This window comes from Microbacterium sp. LMI1x-1-1.1, assembly GCF_040676205.1.
Classification (GTDB): Bacteria; Actinomycetota; Actinomycetes; order Actinomycetales; family Microbacteriaceae; genus Microbacterium; species Microbacterium aquilitoris.
In genome coordinates this window covers 249,889-264,790 of sequence record NZ_JBEGHM010000002.1, presented here as the reverse complement: position 1 = coordinate 264,790, position 14,902 = coordinate 249,889, and the positions used below count along the sequence as shown (strand labels likewise).

The 14,902-nt window shown below is 70.9% G+C and carries 17 protein-coding genes; 5 read left to right on the top strand and 12 right to left on the bottom strand.

Going from position 1 to position 14,902, the window contains the following annotated elements:
• Nucleotides 1-438 carry a hypothetical protein gene (locus MRBLMI1x_RS08950; RefSeq protein WP_363458284.1) on the bottom strand — a complete coding sequence of 146 codons (438 nt, stop codon included), beginning with the start codon at nucleotides 436-438 and terminating at the stop codon, nucleotides 1-3.
• A gap of 190 nt (nucleotides 439-628) precedes the next feature.
• Between MRBLMI1x_RS08950 and MRBLMI1x_RS08945 the strand changes: the two genes are divergently transcribed.
• The gene (locus MRBLMI1x_RS08945) at nucleotides 629-910 is read left to right on the top strand and encodes a HesB/IscA family protein (RefSeq protein WP_116228728.1); all 282 of its coding nucleotides are present in this window, start codon (nucleotides 629-631) and stop codon (nucleotides 908-910) included.
• A 64-nt stretch (nucleotides 911-974) separates the two neighbouring features.
• Here MRBLMI1x_RS08945 and MRBLMI1x_RS08940 read toward each other — a convergent pair whose 3' ends face one another.
• The gene (locus tag MRBLMI1x_RS08940; protein ID WP_018188557.1) at nucleotides 975-1,259 is read right to left on the bottom strand and encodes a hypothetical protein; all 285 of its coding nucleotides are present in this window, start codon (nucleotides 1,257-1,259) and stop codon (nucleotides 975-977) included.
• A 116-nt stretch (nucleotides 1,260-1,375) separates the two neighbouring features.
• Between MRBLMI1x_RS08940 and MRBLMI1x_RS08935 the strand changes: the two genes are divergently transcribed.
• Nucleotides 1,376-1,972, top strand: coding sequence for a hypothetical protein (locus MRBLMI1x_RS08935; protein WP_363458280.1), 597 nt, complete (start codon nucleotides 1,376-1,378; stop codon nucleotides 1,970-1,972).
• Nucleotides 1,973-2,070: 98 nt separating this feature from the next.
• A complete protein-coding gene (locus MRBLMI1x_RS08930) occupies nucleotides 2,071-3,477 on the top strand; it encodes a PepSY-associated TM helix domain-containing protein (protein ID WP_414685573.1) in 1,407 nt (468 codons plus the stop codon).
• A 64-nt stretch (nucleotides 3,478-3,541) separates the two neighbouring features.
• Here the strand turns inward: MRBLMI1x_RS08930 and ykgO are convergent, their stop codons facing one another.
• Nucleotides 3,542-3,664 carry a type B 50S ribosomal protein L36 gene (gene ykgO, locus MRBLMI1x_RS08925; protein WP_018188560.1) on the bottom strand — a complete coding sequence of 41 codons (123 nt, stop codon included), beginning with the start codon at nucleotides 3,662-3,664 and terminating at the stop codon, nucleotides 3,542-3,544.
• A 66-nt stretch (nucleotides 3,665-3,730) separates the two neighbouring features.
• Here ykgO and MRBLMI1x_RS08920 point away from each other — a divergent pair, with 66 nt between their 5' ends.
• Complete coding sequence (locus MRBLMI1x_RS08920; protein ID WP_363458274.1) at nucleotides 3,731-4,765, top strand: GTP-binding protein; 1,035 nt, start codon at nucleotides 3,731-3,733, stop codon at nucleotides 4,763-4,765.
• An 87-nt stretch (nucleotides 4,766-4,852) separates the two neighbouring features.
• On the opposite strand, the gene MRBLMI1x_RS08915 is transcribed toward MRBLMI1x_RS08920, so the two are convergent.
• The 7 genes from MRBLMI1x_RS08915 to MRBLMI1x_RS08885 all read right to left on the bottom strand — a co-directional run bounded on the left by MRBLMI1x_RS08915 (nucleotide 4,853) and on the right by MRBLMI1x_RS08885 (nucleotide 12,565).
• A complete protein-coding gene (locus MRBLMI1x_RS08915) occupies nucleotides 4,853-5,008 on the bottom strand; it encodes a zinc transporter permease (protein ID WP_116228723.1) in 156 nt (51 codons plus the stop codon).
• Nucleotides 5,005-5,322, bottom strand: a complete 318-nt coding sequence (locus tag MRBLMI1x_RS08910; protein ID WP_065570038.1) for an ArsR/SmtB family transcription factor — start codon at nucleotides 5,320-5,322, stop codon at nucleotides 5,005-5,007. The genes MRBLMI1x_RS08915 and MRBLMI1x_RS08910 overlap by 4 nt, the downstream gene beginning before the upstream one ends.
• Nucleotides 5,323-5,383: 61 nt before the next feature.
• Nucleotides 5,384-5,752 carry an SdpI family protein gene (locus MRBLMI1x_RS08905; RefSeq protein ID WP_116228722.1) on the bottom strand — a complete coding sequence of 123 codons (369 nt, stop codon included), beginning with the start codon at nucleotides 5,750-5,752 and terminating at the stop codon, nucleotides 5,384-5,386.
• Nucleotides 5,753-5,770: 18 nt separating this feature from the next.
• Nucleotides 5,771-9,487, bottom strand: coding sequence for an error-prone DNA polymerase (locus tag MRBLMI1x_RS08900; RefSeq protein WP_363458269.1), 3,717 nt, complete (start codon nucleotides 9,485-9,487; stop codon nucleotides 5,771-5,773).
• Nucleotides 9,487-11,070, bottom strand: a complete 1,584-nt coding sequence (locus MRBLMI1x_RS08895) for a DNA polymerase Y family protein (RefSeq protein ID WP_363458266.1) — start codon at nucleotides 11,068-11,070, stop codon at nucleotides 9,487-9,489. Before MRBLMI1x_RS08895 ends, MRBLMI1x_RS08900 begins: the two co-directional genes overlap by 1 nt.
• Nucleotides 11,070-11,756, bottom strand: coding sequence for a hypothetical protein (locus MRBLMI1x_RS08890; RefSeq protein ID WP_311857928.1), 687 nt, complete (start codon nucleotides 11,754-11,756; stop codon nucleotides 11,070-11,072). Before MRBLMI1x_RS08890 ends, MRBLMI1x_RS08895 begins: the two co-directional genes overlap by 1 nt.
• Before the next feature lie 113 nt (nucleotides 11,757-11,869).
• The gene (locus MRBLMI1x_RS08885; RefSeq protein ID WP_363458263.1) at nucleotides 11,870-12,565 is read right to left on the bottom strand and encodes a helix-turn-helix transcriptional regulator; all 696 of its coding nucleotides are present in this window, start codon (nucleotides 12,563-12,565) and stop codon (nucleotides 11,870-11,872) included.
• A 153-nt stretch (nucleotides 12,566-12,718) separates the two neighbouring features.
• On the opposite strand from MRBLMI1x_RS08885, the gene cynS reads away from it, so the two are divergent.
• Nucleotides 12,719-13,189: a cyanase gene (gene cynS / locus MRBLMI1x_RS08880; protein ID WP_018188567.1), complete on the top strand. Its 471-nt coding sequence runs from the start codon at nucleotides 12,719-12,721 to the stop codon at nucleotides 13,187-13,189.
• 8 nt (nucleotides 13,190-13,197) lie between these two features.
• Here the strand turns inward: cynS and MRBLMI1x_RS08875 are convergent, their stop codons facing one another.
• Nucleotides 13,198-13,695 carry an HNH endonuclease gene (locus MRBLMI1x_RS08875; protein ID WP_018188568.1) on the bottom strand — a complete coding sequence of 166 codons (498 nt, stop codon included), beginning with the start codon at nucleotides 13,693-13,695 and terminating at the stop codon, nucleotides 13,198-13,200.
• 307 nt (nucleotides 13,696-14,002) lie between these two features.
• Nucleotides 14,003-14,809 carry a M23 family metallopeptidase gene (locus tag MRBLMI1x_RS08870; RefSeq protein ID WP_363458258.1) on the bottom strand — a complete coding sequence of 269 codons (807 nt, stop codon included), beginning with the start codon at nucleotides 14,807-14,809 and terminating at the stop codon, nucleotides 14,003-14,005.
• Nucleotides 14,810-14,902 lie beyond the last annotated feature (93 nt).

The window sequence follows — 14,902 nt, the reverse complement described above, 5'->3', positions numbered from 1 at the left end:
TCACGCCTCGGCCGGCGTCTGCCCCTTCTCGGTCGCGTTGAACCAGCCGAGCCAGCCGGCATCGGTCTTCACGACCTCGTACGGTCCGCAGGCGAACACGGTCGCCGGCAGCGGCTCGCCGAGGCTGCCGTACCGGCTGTCGAAGGGCAGACCACGGCGGTCCATCTCGGCGCAGTCCTCGAGTTCTCCGCCCTCGACCGCGATGACGGCGTTGGTCTCGTTGGTCGTCGCGGTGTTCTTCACGGACGTCGCGCCTGCGGGGATCCACGCGGGCATCTCGACACCGACCCACCCCTCCGCGGCGGCGGCGCGATCGGCGAACTCTTCGGAGTGCACCTTCTCGAGAGTGTCCATCGGGTTGCAGGCGGCGAGCGCGAGCACGAGCAGAGGGGCGACGAGGCCGGCGGCCGCAGCGAGACGGAGACGAGTGTGGGTCATGACTCGAGTCAAGCCGCGCGGCCTCACGGGCGAATCGGCCCGCATGATGATCCGGGGTACGCCGCGGGGATGATGTGCGAACCTCCGTAAGCCGTGTGAGTGCGCGGGAATGGTGTGTCAGCGGTTGCGGCGGCATCCGATTCTCGGCATCGTTGCCCGCTCACGCCCGCAATCCACGGAAGGGAGCATCATGCTCACTCTCACCGAGAACGCCAGCACCGCCGTCAAGAGCCTCGCCACCCAGATCCCCACCGAGACCGGTGGACTCCGGATCGCCGAGGCCGCAGACCCGCAGAACGGGTACGCACTGTCTCTCGCTCCCGCTCCGGCCGACGGCGACACCGTCGTCGAAAGCGATGGAGCTCGCGTGTTCGTCGCGCCGACGGCGAGCGTCGCGCTCGACGACCGCATCCTCGACGCCCGTCTCGAAGAGGACGGATCGGTCGGCTTCGCGCTCGCGCAGGCCGTCTGACACAGACGCTTCTCGAAAGCCTCGGACCCGCGCGGTCCGGGGCTTTCGTGCGCTCAGGGGGACCTCAGGCCATGCGCTCGACGCGCTGCTTCGCCTTCGCCGGCGCGCGGAGCGTCCGTACCGACGCGGCGATGCACAGACCCGACAGGACCAGCACGGCCACCGCACCGATCAGCATCAGCACGCCGAGCACGACGACCGGCATCGGGTTCGTGATGAACAGCACTCCGAGGATCGCGAAACCCGCCGCGACGACGAGGAACACGAGGCTCATGAAGATCGCGATGAACGCGCCCGAGCCCATCTGCTTGCGCTGGACCGCGTCGTTCCGCTGCGCCTGGTTCGTCATGATGTCCTCCGACCGGTGAAAGTCCTCCCACGGTAATCGCGCCCCTCGGCTTCTCCCCAGGGCTTGCGCAGCGCGGTCCACCTCGCAAGGGCGCCTGCCCCTGTCACAATGGAGCCGTGCGTCCGTCCCGAGTCTCCCGCGTCGCTCGCGGTGCACTCGCGGCATCCGTCGCCACCTGGGCGGCACTGCTCTCGCACGTCGCCGGCGGCGGTCAGGTCCCCGGCTGGCTCGGCATCGCCGTGCCCTTCGCCCTGTCGCTCTTCGTCTGCACGGCGCTCGCAGGGCGACGCCTCTCGCTCCCCCGCCTGGCGCTCGCGGTCACCGGCAGCCAGCTGCTGTTCCACACCCTCTTCGTGATCGGCACGATCACCCCGTCGGCGATGCCGCACGAGCACCACATGGCGTTGATGACGGATGCCGGGGGCACCGCCGCGGCCATCTGCGCCGATCCGCTCATGTGGGCCATGCACGGGCTCGCCGCCGTCCTCACCATCGCGCTGCTGCACCGCGGCGAGCGCGCGGCGCAGCGCCTGTTCGCCGTCGCGGCCGAGATCGCCCGGTGGGTGCGCCGCCGCATCCTCACCGCCGTCCTCGCTCTCGAGGCCGTCGACCGTCCGACTCCGGCACCCGCGTCCGCTGACGTCCCGGTGCTGCGATCGGTCGCCGTCCGTGTCGCGGCCGGCCGCGGTCCCCCGCGCGCACTCGCGATCTGACGCGCGCCGCCGGTCCGCTCTCGACGAGGGATGCCGCGGTGCGCCGCGCCGTGTCATCGGCGCGCCCTCTTGCCGCACCCTTCTTCTCGAAAGCGATCATGACCGCCACCCTGCCCACCCCACCCACCACGACCCGACCCACCCGACGACCGGGCTGGTTCGGCGCCTTCCTCGTGCGTCTGCACTTCTACGCCGGCATCCTCGTCGGACCGTTCATCCTCGTCGCCGCACTCAGCGGCGCTCTTTACGCCCTGTCGCCGACAATCGAGCAGGCCGTGTACGCGCGGCAACTGCATGCGCCGGTCGCCGACACGCAGCTCAGCCTCGGCCAGCAGGTGGAGATCGCCGAAGCGCACGTCGGCGACGCCGCGACGCTCTCTGCCGTCCGACCGGCTCCCGAGCCGGGCGACACGACGCGCGTCATGTTCGCGCAGGACGGCCTCGGCGAGAGCGAGTCCCGTGCCGTGTTCGTCGACCCCGGCACCGGTGAGGTCCGCGGCGACGAGACCGTCTACGGCACGAGCGGATCGCTGCCGCTGCGCACCGCGATCAGCAACATCCACCGCAGCCTCGGCCTCGGCGACCCGGGCCGCCTGTACAGCGAGCTCGCCGCATCGTGGCTCGGCATCGTCGTCGTGGCCGGCGTCTTCATGTGGGTCATCCGCATCCGCACGGCACGCACGAAGAAGGACTTCGTCCGGCCGGCGCGCGCCTACACCGGGTACCGACGCTTCTTCAGTTGGCACACCTCGCTCGGAATCTGGATCGCGCTCGGAGCGGTGTTCCTCTCGGCGACGGGCATCACGTGGTCGACCTACGGCGGACAGAACGTCACGGACCTGCGCGCCGCGCTCGACTGGACCACGCCCGCCGTGTCGACGAGCCTCGGCGAAGCCGCCGGCGGCGGGAATGAGCACGCGGGGCACGGCGCGGCATCCGCTGCGCTCACCGTCGACCCGAACACGTTCGACGATGTGCTCGCGGCGGCCCGGAAGGTGAACATCGACACGGGACTGGTGCAGATCACGCCGCCCGCCGCGGCAGATCAGGCGTGGAAGGTGCAGGAGATCGACCGCGGATTCCCCGGACACCTCGACGCCGTCGCGATCGACGGCACGACGCTGACGCCGGTCGATCGCGTCGACTTCGCCGACTTCTCACTGCCGGCGAAGCTCGCGTCGTGGGGCGTCGCGATCCACATGGGCGTCATGTTCGGGCTCGTGAACCAGATCGTCATGTTCCTGCTCGCCCTCTCGATCGCCGGCATGGTCGTGCTCGGCTACGTCATGTGGGTGAAGCGGCGGCCGACCAAGACCGCACGGGTCGGGATGCCGCCGCGCCGCGGCGTGCTCGACGGCGCCCCGTGGTGGGGTGTCACGGCCGTGGTCGCGGGCGGCGTGCTGCTCGGACTCGCGTTGCCGCTCGTCGGCTGGACCCTCGCCGCGTTCGTCGTGGTCGACGTGATCATCGACGCGGTGCAGCGACGGCGCGCCGCGGCGGGGTGAGAGGCGGCCCCTGTGATCGCGGGGGCCGTGCCTCGTGACGCCGGCCCAGCACGCCGGGCCGGCGTCAGCCTTGGCGGCCCTTGAACCGCGGGTTGAGCTTGTTGATGACGAACACCCGCCCGCGTCGGCGGACGACCTGCGCGCCGGGTTGCTTCTTCAGGGACTTCAGGGACGCTCGAACCTTCATGACACACTCCTAATTGAGAACGGTTATCATCAAGGCTACACACGCCGGGATGGAATGAGGTGTCGGATGATCGAGACGGACGTGATCGCCGTGATGGGAGCATGCGGTCCCGAGCGGGCGCGCTACGCGGCGCGATTGAGCCAGGCGACGTCGAGGCCCCTCCTCGCGGCATCCCGACTCGCCCCGCAGGACCCGGCGTCGAGCGCAGCAGCCTTTCTGCCGTGGCTCGACGTCGGGAGCGGTGTCGTGGCCGAGTTCCCGTCGGATGCCTCGATTCTCGACGTCATCGGGACGCTCGCCGAGCGCGGCAGCGGGCTGCGCCTGCGCGGCGTCGTGTGCGTCGTCGATGCGCCCCACCTCCTCGACGACCTCCGACGCGAGACCTACGCGGGATCTGCCGAGGTCGACGACAGCGGGATGCCGCGCACCCGCTACACGGCTCACGCCCTGCTCGCGGTGCAGCAGCTCGAGTACGCGTCGACGATCATGCTCGTGAATTGGTCGGGACTGTCGACTCCGGACCTCTCGATCACGATGGCGCTGGTCAGCCACCTCGCCCCGTCCGCGCGACTGCGTCTGCATCAGCCGGCCGTCGATCTGCTGCCCGTCGCACCGATCCCGATTCGCTCCCACCAGGACGCGCCCGGATGGGTGCAGCTGCTGAACGGGGAGTTCGCGCCGCACATGACCGACCCGCGGATCAGCGCCCTGCGGTACGAGAACGTCCGCCCGCTGCATCCCGGACGTCTGAACGCTCTGCTCGACGAACGGATCGAGAGCGGGGAGTTCGGCTCCGTCATCCGCTCGGCGGGGTTCTGCCGCTTCGCGACCCGCTCGAACGTCATCGCGCAGTGGGATCACGTCGGGTCGATGATCGCCTTCTCGCCCGTCCAGGTGGACGACGGGATGCCGGAGGCCGAGGGACTCCTGGCCGTCGGCGAGGACATCGCGATCATCGGGCTCGATCTGCACCACCGCGCGCTGCGCGCCGCCCTCGACGAGACGGCGCTGACCGACGACGAGCTCGCGGCGGGACCGTCGGCCTGGGCGGCCTTCGAAGATCCGTTCCCGACGTGGCAGGTCTCCCGCAGCAGGGAGTGATCAGACAGCGAGGCGGCGAGACTCCGAAGAGCCTCGCCGCCTCGCTGTGATCCGGCGGTTCGCTGTGGTTCAGCGCTTCGCTGTGGTTCAGTGCTCGTCGTAGTGGTCGCCGTGTTCGGCGTGCTTGTGACCGTCGTGCAGGTAGTCGACGTGACCGTCGTGCTCGACCGTCTCGTGACCGCAATCGGCGCCGTGGGCGTGCTCGGCGACGGTGTGCTCTGCGTGGACTTCTTCCGTGCTCATGTTGTCTCCTCGGGTGTGTTGCGACGCGTCGCGTCGGGTTCCGTGACGTGGGTGAGGGCGTCGGTGATGACGTGCACCACGTGCTCGTCGGCAAGGCGGTACTCGCCCGTCCTGCCGTCTCTCGTCACCTCGACCAACCCCGCCTGCCGCAGCGTCCGAAGATGCTGCGACACGAGAGGCTGAGTCATTCCCGTCGCCTCGACGAGGGCGCCGACGACTAAGGGACCGTCGGCGAGGGCGACGAGCAGACCCAACCGGGACTCGTTACCGAGCACCCGGAACAGATCAGCGGCCGCTGCGATCTCGTTCGCCACGGGTCAACACTCCCCTATACATAGTGACATTGCAATGTGTTTATACAACTGGGGACGATTCTCATCGTCGCGTGTCGCGCTCGAGTTCATTCGCGGCGCGGCTGCCGACGCGTGCGCCGTAGAGGACGCAGGCGAGCACCACGACGGATGCCCCGATCACCACGATCGAGAGGGACTCGGTCGGCACGGGCAGGAACGCGCAGAGCCCGGCGACCAGGGCAGCGACCCCACCCCAGACCGTGGGACGCTTCGCGCGGATGTGGGCGGCGAGCCATGCCTCGTCGCTGGCCATCGTGCTGGGGATGCGGATCCCGGCGATGTGGTTGCGCGTCAACCGCCCCGACGCTGCTGCGGTGGCGACCCAGATGAGCAGGACCCCCATCGCCGCCAGCAGGATCAGAATCGTGAATCGAATGCCCAGGTCGTCCATCACGACAGCCTAGGCAGGTCACTGGAAGTCCCTCGACCGGTGCGTCACCCCCACTCGCAGGTCCTCGAACCCGTCGGCGACGAGGTTCGTCACGCCCTCGGGCGAGCGCTCGAGCATGCCGCGCGCAATGAGGGCGGGGCTGTCTCGCAGGATGCGACGGTACCTGTTCCACACCCCGACCGAGCAGATCACGTTCATGACGCCGTGCTCGTCCTCGAGGTTCAGGAAGGTGATGCCGGATGCCGTCGCCGGCCGCTGCCGGTGCGTCACCAGCCCCGCGACCTCGATACGCCGGCCGACCTCATGCTCGCGCATGCCGCGTGAGGTGATCACCCCGCGCGCGTCGAGTTGCGACCGGTAGTGCGTCAGCGGGTGGTCGTCGGCCGACACCCCCGTCGCCCACAGGTCGGCGGCGAGCACGTCGTAACTCGACTGGTCGGGGAAAAGCGGCGGCTGCACCGACACCAGCGATCCCTCGAGGAACTCCTGCCGGTCCTGCGCGGCATCCCCCGCCAACCAGATGCCCTCGCGCCGCGTGATCCCGAGGCTCTCGAACGCGCCTGCCGTCGACAGCGCCTCGAGCTGCGCCGCCGTCGCGCCGGTGCGCCGCACGAGGTCGCGCAGATCCCGATACGGACCGGATGCCTCCCGCTCCGCCACGATCTTCGTCGCCAGCGGCACCCCGATACCCGTGACCGAGGCGAGCCCCAGCCGCACCGCGAAGTTCCCGTCGCGCCGATGCGCCGCGGACTCGTCGGGCAGCGACCGGTCGAACTCCGGCACAGGCGGCTGGATGCGGTCGGTGCAGGAGTCCCGGCCCGTCGGGGCGCGACGGTGTCCAGCCCCGGGCTCGGCAGTGGCTGGCCCCGATCCGGCATCCCGACTCCCGGCATCCCGACTCCCGGCATCCCGACTCCCGGCATCCCGGCTCCCGAGCGGAGATCTGCGCTCCCGAGGAGGAATCCCGCCCGAAACGTCCTCGCGACGGCCGATCCCCGCGGCAGCGCCGCGCTCGGCGCCCGCGCCCCCGGCCTCCCGAGCCCCGGCATCCGCCCCCGTCGAGAACCGAGGAGATGACGCGTCCCGAGGAGCGAAACCCCGCAAACCCTCCTCGGGAACCGACCCCTCCTCGGGAACCGACATCTCCTCGCGAGGCGACACCGGCTCCAGCCCCGCCTCGACCCCCGACGCGTGCAGGTCGGGCCGGCGCACCTCGACCCCGTGCCGTCGCGCGTCGGCGGTCAGCGTCGCGGGCGAGTAGAAGCCCATCGGCTGCGCTCGCAAGAGCGCCGCGAGGAACGCCGCCGGGTAGTGCAGCTTCAGCCACGACGACGCGTACACGAGCAGCCCGAACGACAGCGAGTGGCTCTCGGCGAAGCCGAAGTTCGCGAACGCCTGGATCTTCACGTAGATGTCGTCGGCGACCGTGCCCGTCAGGCCGTTCCGTTCCATCCCCTCGTACAGCTTCTTCTTCAACGAATCGATCCGCTCGATCCCGCGCTTCGATCCCATCGCGCGGCGGAGCAGGTCGGCATCCTCCCCCGACAGATCGCCGATCGCCATGCCCATCTGCATGAGCTGCTCCTGGAACACCGGGATGCCGAGCGTCCGCTCCAGCACCGGCTTCAGCTTCGGGTGCGCGTAGGTGACCTTCTCGTCGCCGAGCTTGCGACGCACGAACGGATGCACCGCGCCGCCCTGGATCGGCCCCGGCCGGATGAGGGCGATCTCGACCACGAGGTCGTAGAACTTCCGCGGCTGCAAACGGGGCAGGAGCCCCATCTGCGCGCGGGACTCGACCTGGAACACCCCGATCGAATCGGCGCGGCACAGCATGTCGTAGACCGCCGCCTCCTCCTTCGGCATCGCATCGAGGCTCCACCGCTCCCCCGTCGCGGCCTCGATCATGTCGAAGCAGTACTGGAGTGCGGCGAGCATCCCGAGCCCCAGCAGGTCGAACTTCACGAGCCCCATCCACGCGGCGTCGTCCTTGTCCCACTGGATGACGGTGCGGTTCTCCATGCGCGCGTGCTCGATCGGCACGACCTCGCCGACCGGACGATCGGTCAGCACCATTCCGCCCGAGTGGATGCCGAGGTGTCGAGGCGCCTTCAACAGCTCACCCGCGTACGCGATCACCCGATCCGGGATGTCGTGATCGCCCGGGGTGTCGAGCGTCGCACCCCAGCGCTCGACCTGCTTCGACCAGGCATCCTGCTGACCCGGCGAATGCCCGAGTGCCTTCGCCATGTCGCGGATCGCGTTCTTCGGCCGGTATTGGATGACGTTCGCGACCTGCGCCGCCCGCTCCCGCCCGTAGGTCTCGTAGACCCACTGGATGATCTCCTCGCGCCGGTCCGAGTCGAAGTCGACGTCGATGTCGGGCTCTTCATCGCGGAGGGCCGAGAGGAACCGCTCGAACGGCAGGTCGTAGAAGATCGAGTCGATCGCCGTGATGTCGAGCAGATAGCAGACGGCACTGTTCGCGGCGGATCCCCGCCCCTGACACAGGATGCCGCGGCGCCGCGCTTCTTGCACGATGCCGTGCACGATGAGGAAGTACCCCGGGAAGTCCTTCTGCTCGATGACGCCGAGTTCCTTCTCGATGCGCGCACGGTTCGCGTCGGTGGCATCCGGGTACTTGCGAGGCACGGCCTCCCACACCAGGTGCCGGAGCCACGTCATCGGCGTGTGCCCCTCGGGCACCTGCATCTTCGGCAGCGCGGGCTTGGCCCGTCGCAGCGGGAACGCGAGCTCGTCAGCGAGGGCGACGGTGCGCTCGATCGCACCCGGGTACCGCCGGAACCGCCGCGCCATCTCGGCCCCCGACCGCAGGTGCGCGCTGGCGTGCGACGGCAGCCACCCGTCGAGCTCGTCGAGCCCGCGGTTCGCCCGCACCGCCGCGACCGCCGCCGCGAGGTGCACCTTCTCGGGCACGGCGTAGTGCACGTTGTTCGATGCGACGACCGGAAGCCCCCGCTCGGCGGCGAGCGCGGCGAGCACGTCGTTGTCGCGCGAATCCGTCGGTGCGCCCTGATCGATGAGCTCGACGTCGACCCGCTCGGGCCCGAACAGGTCGAGGAGCCGGTCGAGCTCGTACGCCGCCGCGGCCGGCCCGTCGGCGGCGAGCGCCTGCCGCACGGCGCCCTTGCGGCATCCGGTCAACACCTGCCAGTGCCCATCGGCCCGATCGGCGAGATCGTGCAGGTCGTAGACCGGGCGCCCCTTCTCGCCGCCCGACAGCTGCGCGTGTGTGATCGCGGCGGCGAGCCGGTGGTAGCCCTCCTCACCGCGGGCGAGCACGAGCAGGTGCCGTCCGTGCGGGTCGGGCTCGCCGTTCTGCGGACCGGGGAGGCCCAGCGACAGCTCCGCCCCGAAGACGGTCTGCAGCTGCAGGTGCTCGGCCGCCTCGGCGAAGCGGACGATGCCGTAGAACCCGTCGTGGTCGGTGATCGCGAGGGCGTGCAGGCCCAGGCGCTCGGCCTCTTCGACGAGATCCTCGGGCGAGGACGCCCCGTCGAGGAAGGAGAACGAGGAGTGCGCGTGAAGTTCGGCGTACGGCACGGCGTCGCGCGGCCGCTCGATCTCGGGCGTGCGGTACTTTCCGCGCTTGTGCGACCACGCCGGACTGTCGCCGCCGTCGGTGCCCGCCGGTGCCCCCTCGGGTCGCCGTCGGTCGCTGAGGATCCGTTCCATCTCCGACCACGAGACCGACGGGTTGTTGCCCCACCCCATCAGTCGTACCTACCCTCGGCGTGCCAGACGCCCTCCTCGCACACCAGCAGCCACGCGGTCTCGGCCTCGTCGACCACCTGGAACCGGTGCGCGCGACGGGTGCGCGCGGCATCCCACCCCCGCTCCATGACGGGCCAGGGTCCTGCCCACGAGGCGATGCGACGCGGATGCCGGGGCCTCCGCGCCCCCGATGCGTCCGGCGCTCCCGGCAGGATCAGCGCGATCGGCTCGGCCGTCAGCTCGCCGCGCCCGTCGACGGCGACCATGTCGTCGTCCCGGTCGATGACGGCGACCGGTACCGGCTCGGGGAAGACGGTCGCTGGCAGCGGGTCGGGCAGGCTCCCCGGCCACGGCCGCGCCCGCTCGGCGATGACGGCGCGGTCCCCCCACGGCACGAGCACCTGCCGTTCGGCGAGCCACCGCCCGCCGCCGACCTGCGGCGTCACGACGCCGGTGTGTCCGAGCATCGCCTGCACGCGCGAGAGCGCTGAGTGCACGCGTTCCTCCGGCCCAGAACCGAACAGCCCTGTCACGTGATGGGATGCCGCGTCCACCTTCTCGGGCGCAATCCGCACCTTCGCGACCGCGCTCTTGAGCCCGCGCTCCGCGAGCTGCCACCGCACCCGGTCTACGACGGCGGCCGCGTCGAACGCGCCGGGATGCAGCCACACCCGCTCACTGTGGTCGCCGCGATCCCCGGTCAGCGCAACGCGCAGCTCGGTGCAGACGAGGTCGACGGCGCCGAGCCCCGAGATGAACTGCTCCGCGGCGAGCCGGATGCCGAACGCCACCTGGTCGGCGATCTCGAGCGGTGGCTCGAAGCCGACCTCGCGCTCGAGCTCAGGCGGCGGCGTGCGCGGCTGCACGGGCTGCGAGTCGAGCCCCGACGCGAGCGCGTGCAACCGCGCCCCGCGGGGTCCGAGCCGTTCGACGAGCCGCGCGGGCGGCAGCGCGGCGAGCTGACCGAGGGTGTGGATGCCGAGACGCGCGAACAGGCTCGCGACCGACTCGTCCTCGAGCGCCGTCACCGGCATCGGCGCGAGGAACGCGGCCGCCGCCCCCGGCGGCACGATCCGCATCGGGGCGTCCGGGCCCGTGGTGCGGGCGGCCTGCTCCGCCGTGAACGGACCATCCCCCACCCCCGCGCGCACATCGTTCACGCCGAGCTCGGCGAGCGCGCCGGTGAGCGCCGTCGCCGCACCCGCCTCGCCGCCGTAGAACCGCGCGGGGCCCTTCACCCGCAGGGCGCACAGCCCCGGCTCGCGCAGCTGCACACCCGGGGCGATCTCCTCGAGCCGGGCGATGAGCGGGGCGAACGTGCGGTGGTCGCGCGCGTCGTCGGCGTCGACGACCTGGAGCTGCGGGCATCGCGCCTGCGCGTCGCGGCGCCGCATCCCCCGCCGCACCCCTTCCGCCCGCGCAGCCGGCGAGGTCGCGGCGACCATCCCCTTCGCGAAGACGGCGATCGGCCCCTCGGCCTCGGCGAGCCCCTCGAGACCCAGCGCGACCACCGGCCAGTCGGGCACCCAGACGACGAGGCTCCGCACCGGCTCGATCCCGGTGTCGACGAGTGCGGGATCCATCAGCTCACCGCCCGCATCGGCAGGTCGACCACCGGGGCGATGGGCTGCTCGCGCACCGCGATCGCCCCATCGGGGGCGGGCAGCAGCATCCGCGACGACCGCGGCACCGGAAAACGCCGGCTCGTGACCGTCACGGTCAGCTCCCGATCCGACAGCACGCCGTAGCCGTCGCCGAGGCCCGACCACCGGGCATCCGTCACGTCGATCATCGCCTCGGTCTGCGGCCACGGCCCCTGCACGAGCAGCACCACGCCGCGCTCGCGCATGCGCGCCGCGAGCCGCGAGATCTCGGCATCCTTCGCCCGAGTCGGCGGCCGCACCGCGACGACCGGCAGCACGTCGGCGATCGTCGCCGTCACGGCAAGCCAGCGCGGACCCGGCTCGGGGATCAGCACGAGGTGCGACAGGTCGACGCCCGCCTTCTCGGCCGCCTCGGCGCCGAACCCCGGCATCCCCACCACCCCGCACCAGCTGCCCGTCTGCGACGGCTGCGCCAACAGGCCGAACAGCAACGACATCGAGCCGCCCAGCGAATACGACGATCCCGGCCGCAGCCCCCCGCCCGGCAGCAGTTCGGCCAGGGCAGGATGGGTGGGAAGGGGCGGCGCCTCGAGCTTGCGCCCCTGGATCCGAGCCATCTGCGCGCGCAGCCGCTGCACCTCTTGGGCAGTAGCGGTGTCGCGCACGATGGATCTCACCTCGACATGGTAGAAGCTTTGTTCGAACGACTCAAGCCGTCTACGTCGAAGATACGCACGGGTTCCGACATCGCCCGCGCCCGTGCGCACGGGCCCGGGGCTCAGCCCGCGTCGCGGGCGAACGCTCCCGGCGCTACACCGAACCGGCGCCGGAACGCGCGCGCGAAGGTGTCCGGATCGCGGAAGCCGGCACCGTACGCCGCGGCGGCCACCAGCATCCCGTCGCGGAGCAGCCCCTGCGCACTCCCGAGCCGGTACTCGCGGATCAGCGCCGCGGGGCTCTCCCCCTCACGCCCCAGCACGACCTGTACCGTCCGCACGGACACGTGCGCATCCCGCGCGAGCACGTCGACGCAGAACTCCGGGTCGCGGTGCCGCGCGGCGATCTGCGCACGCAGAGCGGATGCCGACGGCACCCCGCGCATCGCCGGAACCTGCGCCTGCGGCTCGAACGACAGCAGTCGATGCTCGGGCAGGGGCAGTTCCGCCACCCGCCACGCGACGTCGAGCGGCCGTCCCGCGCGGGTGACGAACACCTCGTTGCCCCGCGGGTCACCGCCGTGATCTGCCGCGTGGACGATCGGGCACTCGTGCGCGGGGTAGGCGGAGCCGTCTGCGCGATGCCCGTGCAGCACCTCGTGGCTCGGACCTCCCACGACCCGGCGGGGATCGGAGTATCCGAGCAACCGCCCGGCGGCCTCGTTCAGGTGGGCGACGGCGCCACCGGGTCCGATGACCCACAGCGGCTGCGGGACGGCATCCACCACCGCCTGCATCCACCGCTCGATCGCCGCCATGGGCCCACGCTAGGCACCGAGGTTTGCCCTGGCGCGTCGCGCGCGTTTCGACCGTGTCACACGTGCGCACAACGACGGCATCCGTGCGCGTTCTTCCTGCCGCCTCACGCTCCGGGACTGGTCCGATGGAACGAACCGACGAGAGGACACGTCATGACGCTCCCCCAGATCATCAGCAAGCAGGCCGCCGGTGCCGCCATCGACGAGGTGCGACGCAAGAGCGGACTCTCGTGGGACGCGGTGAGCGAGCTCATCGGCCGTCCGCCGGTGTGGACCGCCGCGGCCGTTCTCGGGATGCACGCCCTCCCCCCGGCCGAAGCGGAGCGCCTCGGCGACGCCCTCGGACTCGACGCCGCGCTCGTCGACGCCCTCACCCGCCAGCCGAACCGCGCCGCCGAGGCAGATCTCTCTACCGACCCGACGATCTACCGCTTCCACGAACTCGTGCAGGTCTACGGGCCCGCGCTCAAAGCCCTCATCCACGACCGTTTCGGCGACGGCATCATGAGCGCGATCAACTGCAGCATCTCTCTCGACCGCGTCGCACACCCCGACGGGGACCGCGTCGTCATCACGATCGACGGCAAGTTCCTGCCCTACGCCTGGGTCGAGTCCGGCGTCTGACCTGGGCGCTACGCCGCGAGCGCCAGGTACGGCTCCCACGCCGGATCGGCGCGCTCGGTGCCGCGAACCCGCCAGCCGGCTCCGCGCGGGGGCTGCGGCATCCATCGCAGCTCCCAGTTCATCTCCTGCGGGGTGCGGTCGCCCTTTACGTTGTTGCAGCGCAGGCACGCCGCGACGAGGTTCTCCCACGAGTCGGCTCCGCCGCGCGACCGCGGCAGCACGTGATCGATCGTCGAGGCGCTCTTGCCGCAGTACGCGCACCGGTGACCGTCGCGGCGCAGGACGCCCCGGCGGGTGACCGGGACCCGCCGGCCGGCCGGGATCCGCACATAGCGCGTCAGCACGATGACGGCCGGACGGTCGTACACGTCGCGGGTCCCCCAGACGGGGTCCTCTTCGACGCGTTCGATGATGGTGGCTTTCTCGGTCATGACGAGCACGAGGGCTCGCTTGAACGAGATGACGGCCAGGGGTTCGTAACCTGCATTCAGCACCAGGGTGCGCATAGGGGTGTCCTCTCGAACGGCCGAGACGGCTTCACGGCCTTCCGTTTCGTCGACGCGGTGCGGGTCGAGAGGGGTGCGGGTACGAAAAAAGGCGCCGTCATGAAGACAGCGCCTTATTCGCACGACCGACGTCGTGGCAATCGTGCACACGATGCCGCAGCACATGCCGACCTAGCGCATTCCGGTTGCGAATGCGGGGTTGGATGTCCATACGGCTCCCCTCGGCTCGAACGAGCGTCGGGGTCAGGGTATTACACGCCGGGATGCCCCAGGGCGAACAACAGCAGAACGATGACTGTGTGTCTCGTCAGCCGGCGTTGGCCTGCAGCCAGGACTCGGCGTTCGTGTACCCGTTGTTGATGCGGATCTCGAGGTGGAGGTGGGTGCCGTTGGCGCGGCCGGTGGAACCGACCTGGCCGATGAGCTGGCCGACCGTGACCTTGTCGCCGACGGAGACGCGGCGTGTGCCCCAGTCCATGTGCGCGTAGAGCGAGGTGACCCGCACACCGCCGATGTTGTGGGCGATCTTGACGTACACGCCCCAGCCCGGCCCGGACTCGGACGATGCGACGACGGTGCCGTCGGCGACGGCGTAGATCGGCTCGCCGCGGCCGACCATGTAGTCGGTGCCCTTGTGGCCCGCGTAGGGCGTGCCGAAGTTATTGAAGTGCGCGAGCGGACGGCGGACCGTGCCCGACCCCGGCGACACGAGCGGAACCGAGGACGAGAAGCTCGACGAGCTGCGCGACGACGATGACGAGGACGAGGCTGACGCGAGTCGGGCTGCGAGGGCGGCCTTGGCGGCCTTCTCTGCGGCCTCCTTCGCCTTCGCTGCCTCGATCTCCTCGGGAGTCGTGGCGGAGTACCCGCCGCGCGCGAGGGTCTCGGGGCTGCCTTCGGATGCGACGACGAGCGACTGTGCATCGTCGGCGGAGACCTGCTGCAGCGTGCGCGCTTCGGCGACGTCGCCTCGATCGGCGGCGGCGAACGCCGGGATCGCGACGGTCGCGACCATGCCGGCGACGGCGGCGACGGTCAGGAAGCTGCGGACGGGGTGAGGGCGCGGGGACGTCGAGCGGGTGGCGGGCGCCGTGGCGGCGACACGTTTGCTCAAGCGACCTTTGCGGGGGGCCGTCGATGCCTCAGAAATCTCGTTCGACGGGTGGAACTCTTCAGCCAAGCTGTCCTCCAGCGCCTCCGCATCCGC

Excerpts from the sequence above, each read along its gene's own strand:
- MRBLMI1x_RS08950 (WP_363458284.1), bottom strand. The coding sequence starts at position 438 with ATGACCCACACTCGTCTCCGTCTCGCTGCGGCCGCCGGCCTCGTCGCC.
- MRBLMI1x_RS08945 (WP_116228728.1), top strand. The coding sequence starts at position 629 with ATGCTCACTCTCACCGAGAACGCCAGCACCGCCGTCAAGAGCCTCGCC.
- MRBLMI1x_RS08940 (WP_018188557.1), bottom strand. The coding sequence starts at position 1,259 with ATGACGAACCAGGCGCAGCGGAACGACGCGGTCCAGCGCAAGCAGATG.
- MRBLMI1x_RS08930 (WP_414685573.1), top strand. The coding sequence starts at position 2,071 with ATGACCGCCACCCTGCCCACCCCACCCACCACGACCCGACCCACCCGA.
- ykgO (WP_018188560.1), bottom strand. The coding sequence starts at position 3,664 with ATGAAGGTTCGAGCGTCCCTGAAGTCCCTGAAGAAGCAACCCGGCGCG.
- MRBLMI1x_RS08920 (WP_363458274.1), top strand. The coding sequence starts at position 3,731 with ATGATCGAGACGGACGTGATCGCCGTGATGGGAGCATGCGGTCCCGAG.
- MRBLMI1x_RS08915 (WP_116228723.1), bottom strand. The coding sequence starts at position 5,008 with ATGAGCACGGAAGAAGTCCACGCAGAGCACACCGTCGCCGAGCACGCC.
- MRBLMI1x_RS08905 (WP_116228722.1), bottom strand. The coding sequence starts at position 5,752 with ATGGACGACCTGGGCATTCGATTCACGATTCTGATCCTGCTGGCGGCG.
- MRBLMI1x_RS08900 (WP_363458269.1), bottom strand. The coding sequence starts at position 9,487 with ATGGGGTGGGGCAACAACCCGTCGGTCTCGTGGTCGGAGATGGAACGG.
- MRBLMI1x_RS08895 (WP_363458266.1), bottom strand. The coding sequence starts at position 11,070 with ATGGATCCCGCACTCGTCGACACCGGGATCGAGCCGGTGCGGAGCCTC.
- MRBLMI1x_RS08885 (WP_363458263.1), bottom strand. The coding sequence starts at position 12,565 with ATGGCGGCGATCGAGCGGTGGATGCAGGCGGTGGTGGATGCCGTCCCG.
- cynS (WP_018188567.1), top strand. The coding sequence starts at position 12,719 with ATGACGCTCCCCCAGATCATCAGCAAGCAGGCCGCCGGTGCCGCCATC.
- MRBLMI1x_RS08875 (WP_018188568.1), bottom strand. The coding sequence starts at position 13,695 with ATGCGCACCCTGGTGCTGAATGCAGGTTACGAACCCCTGGCCGTCATC.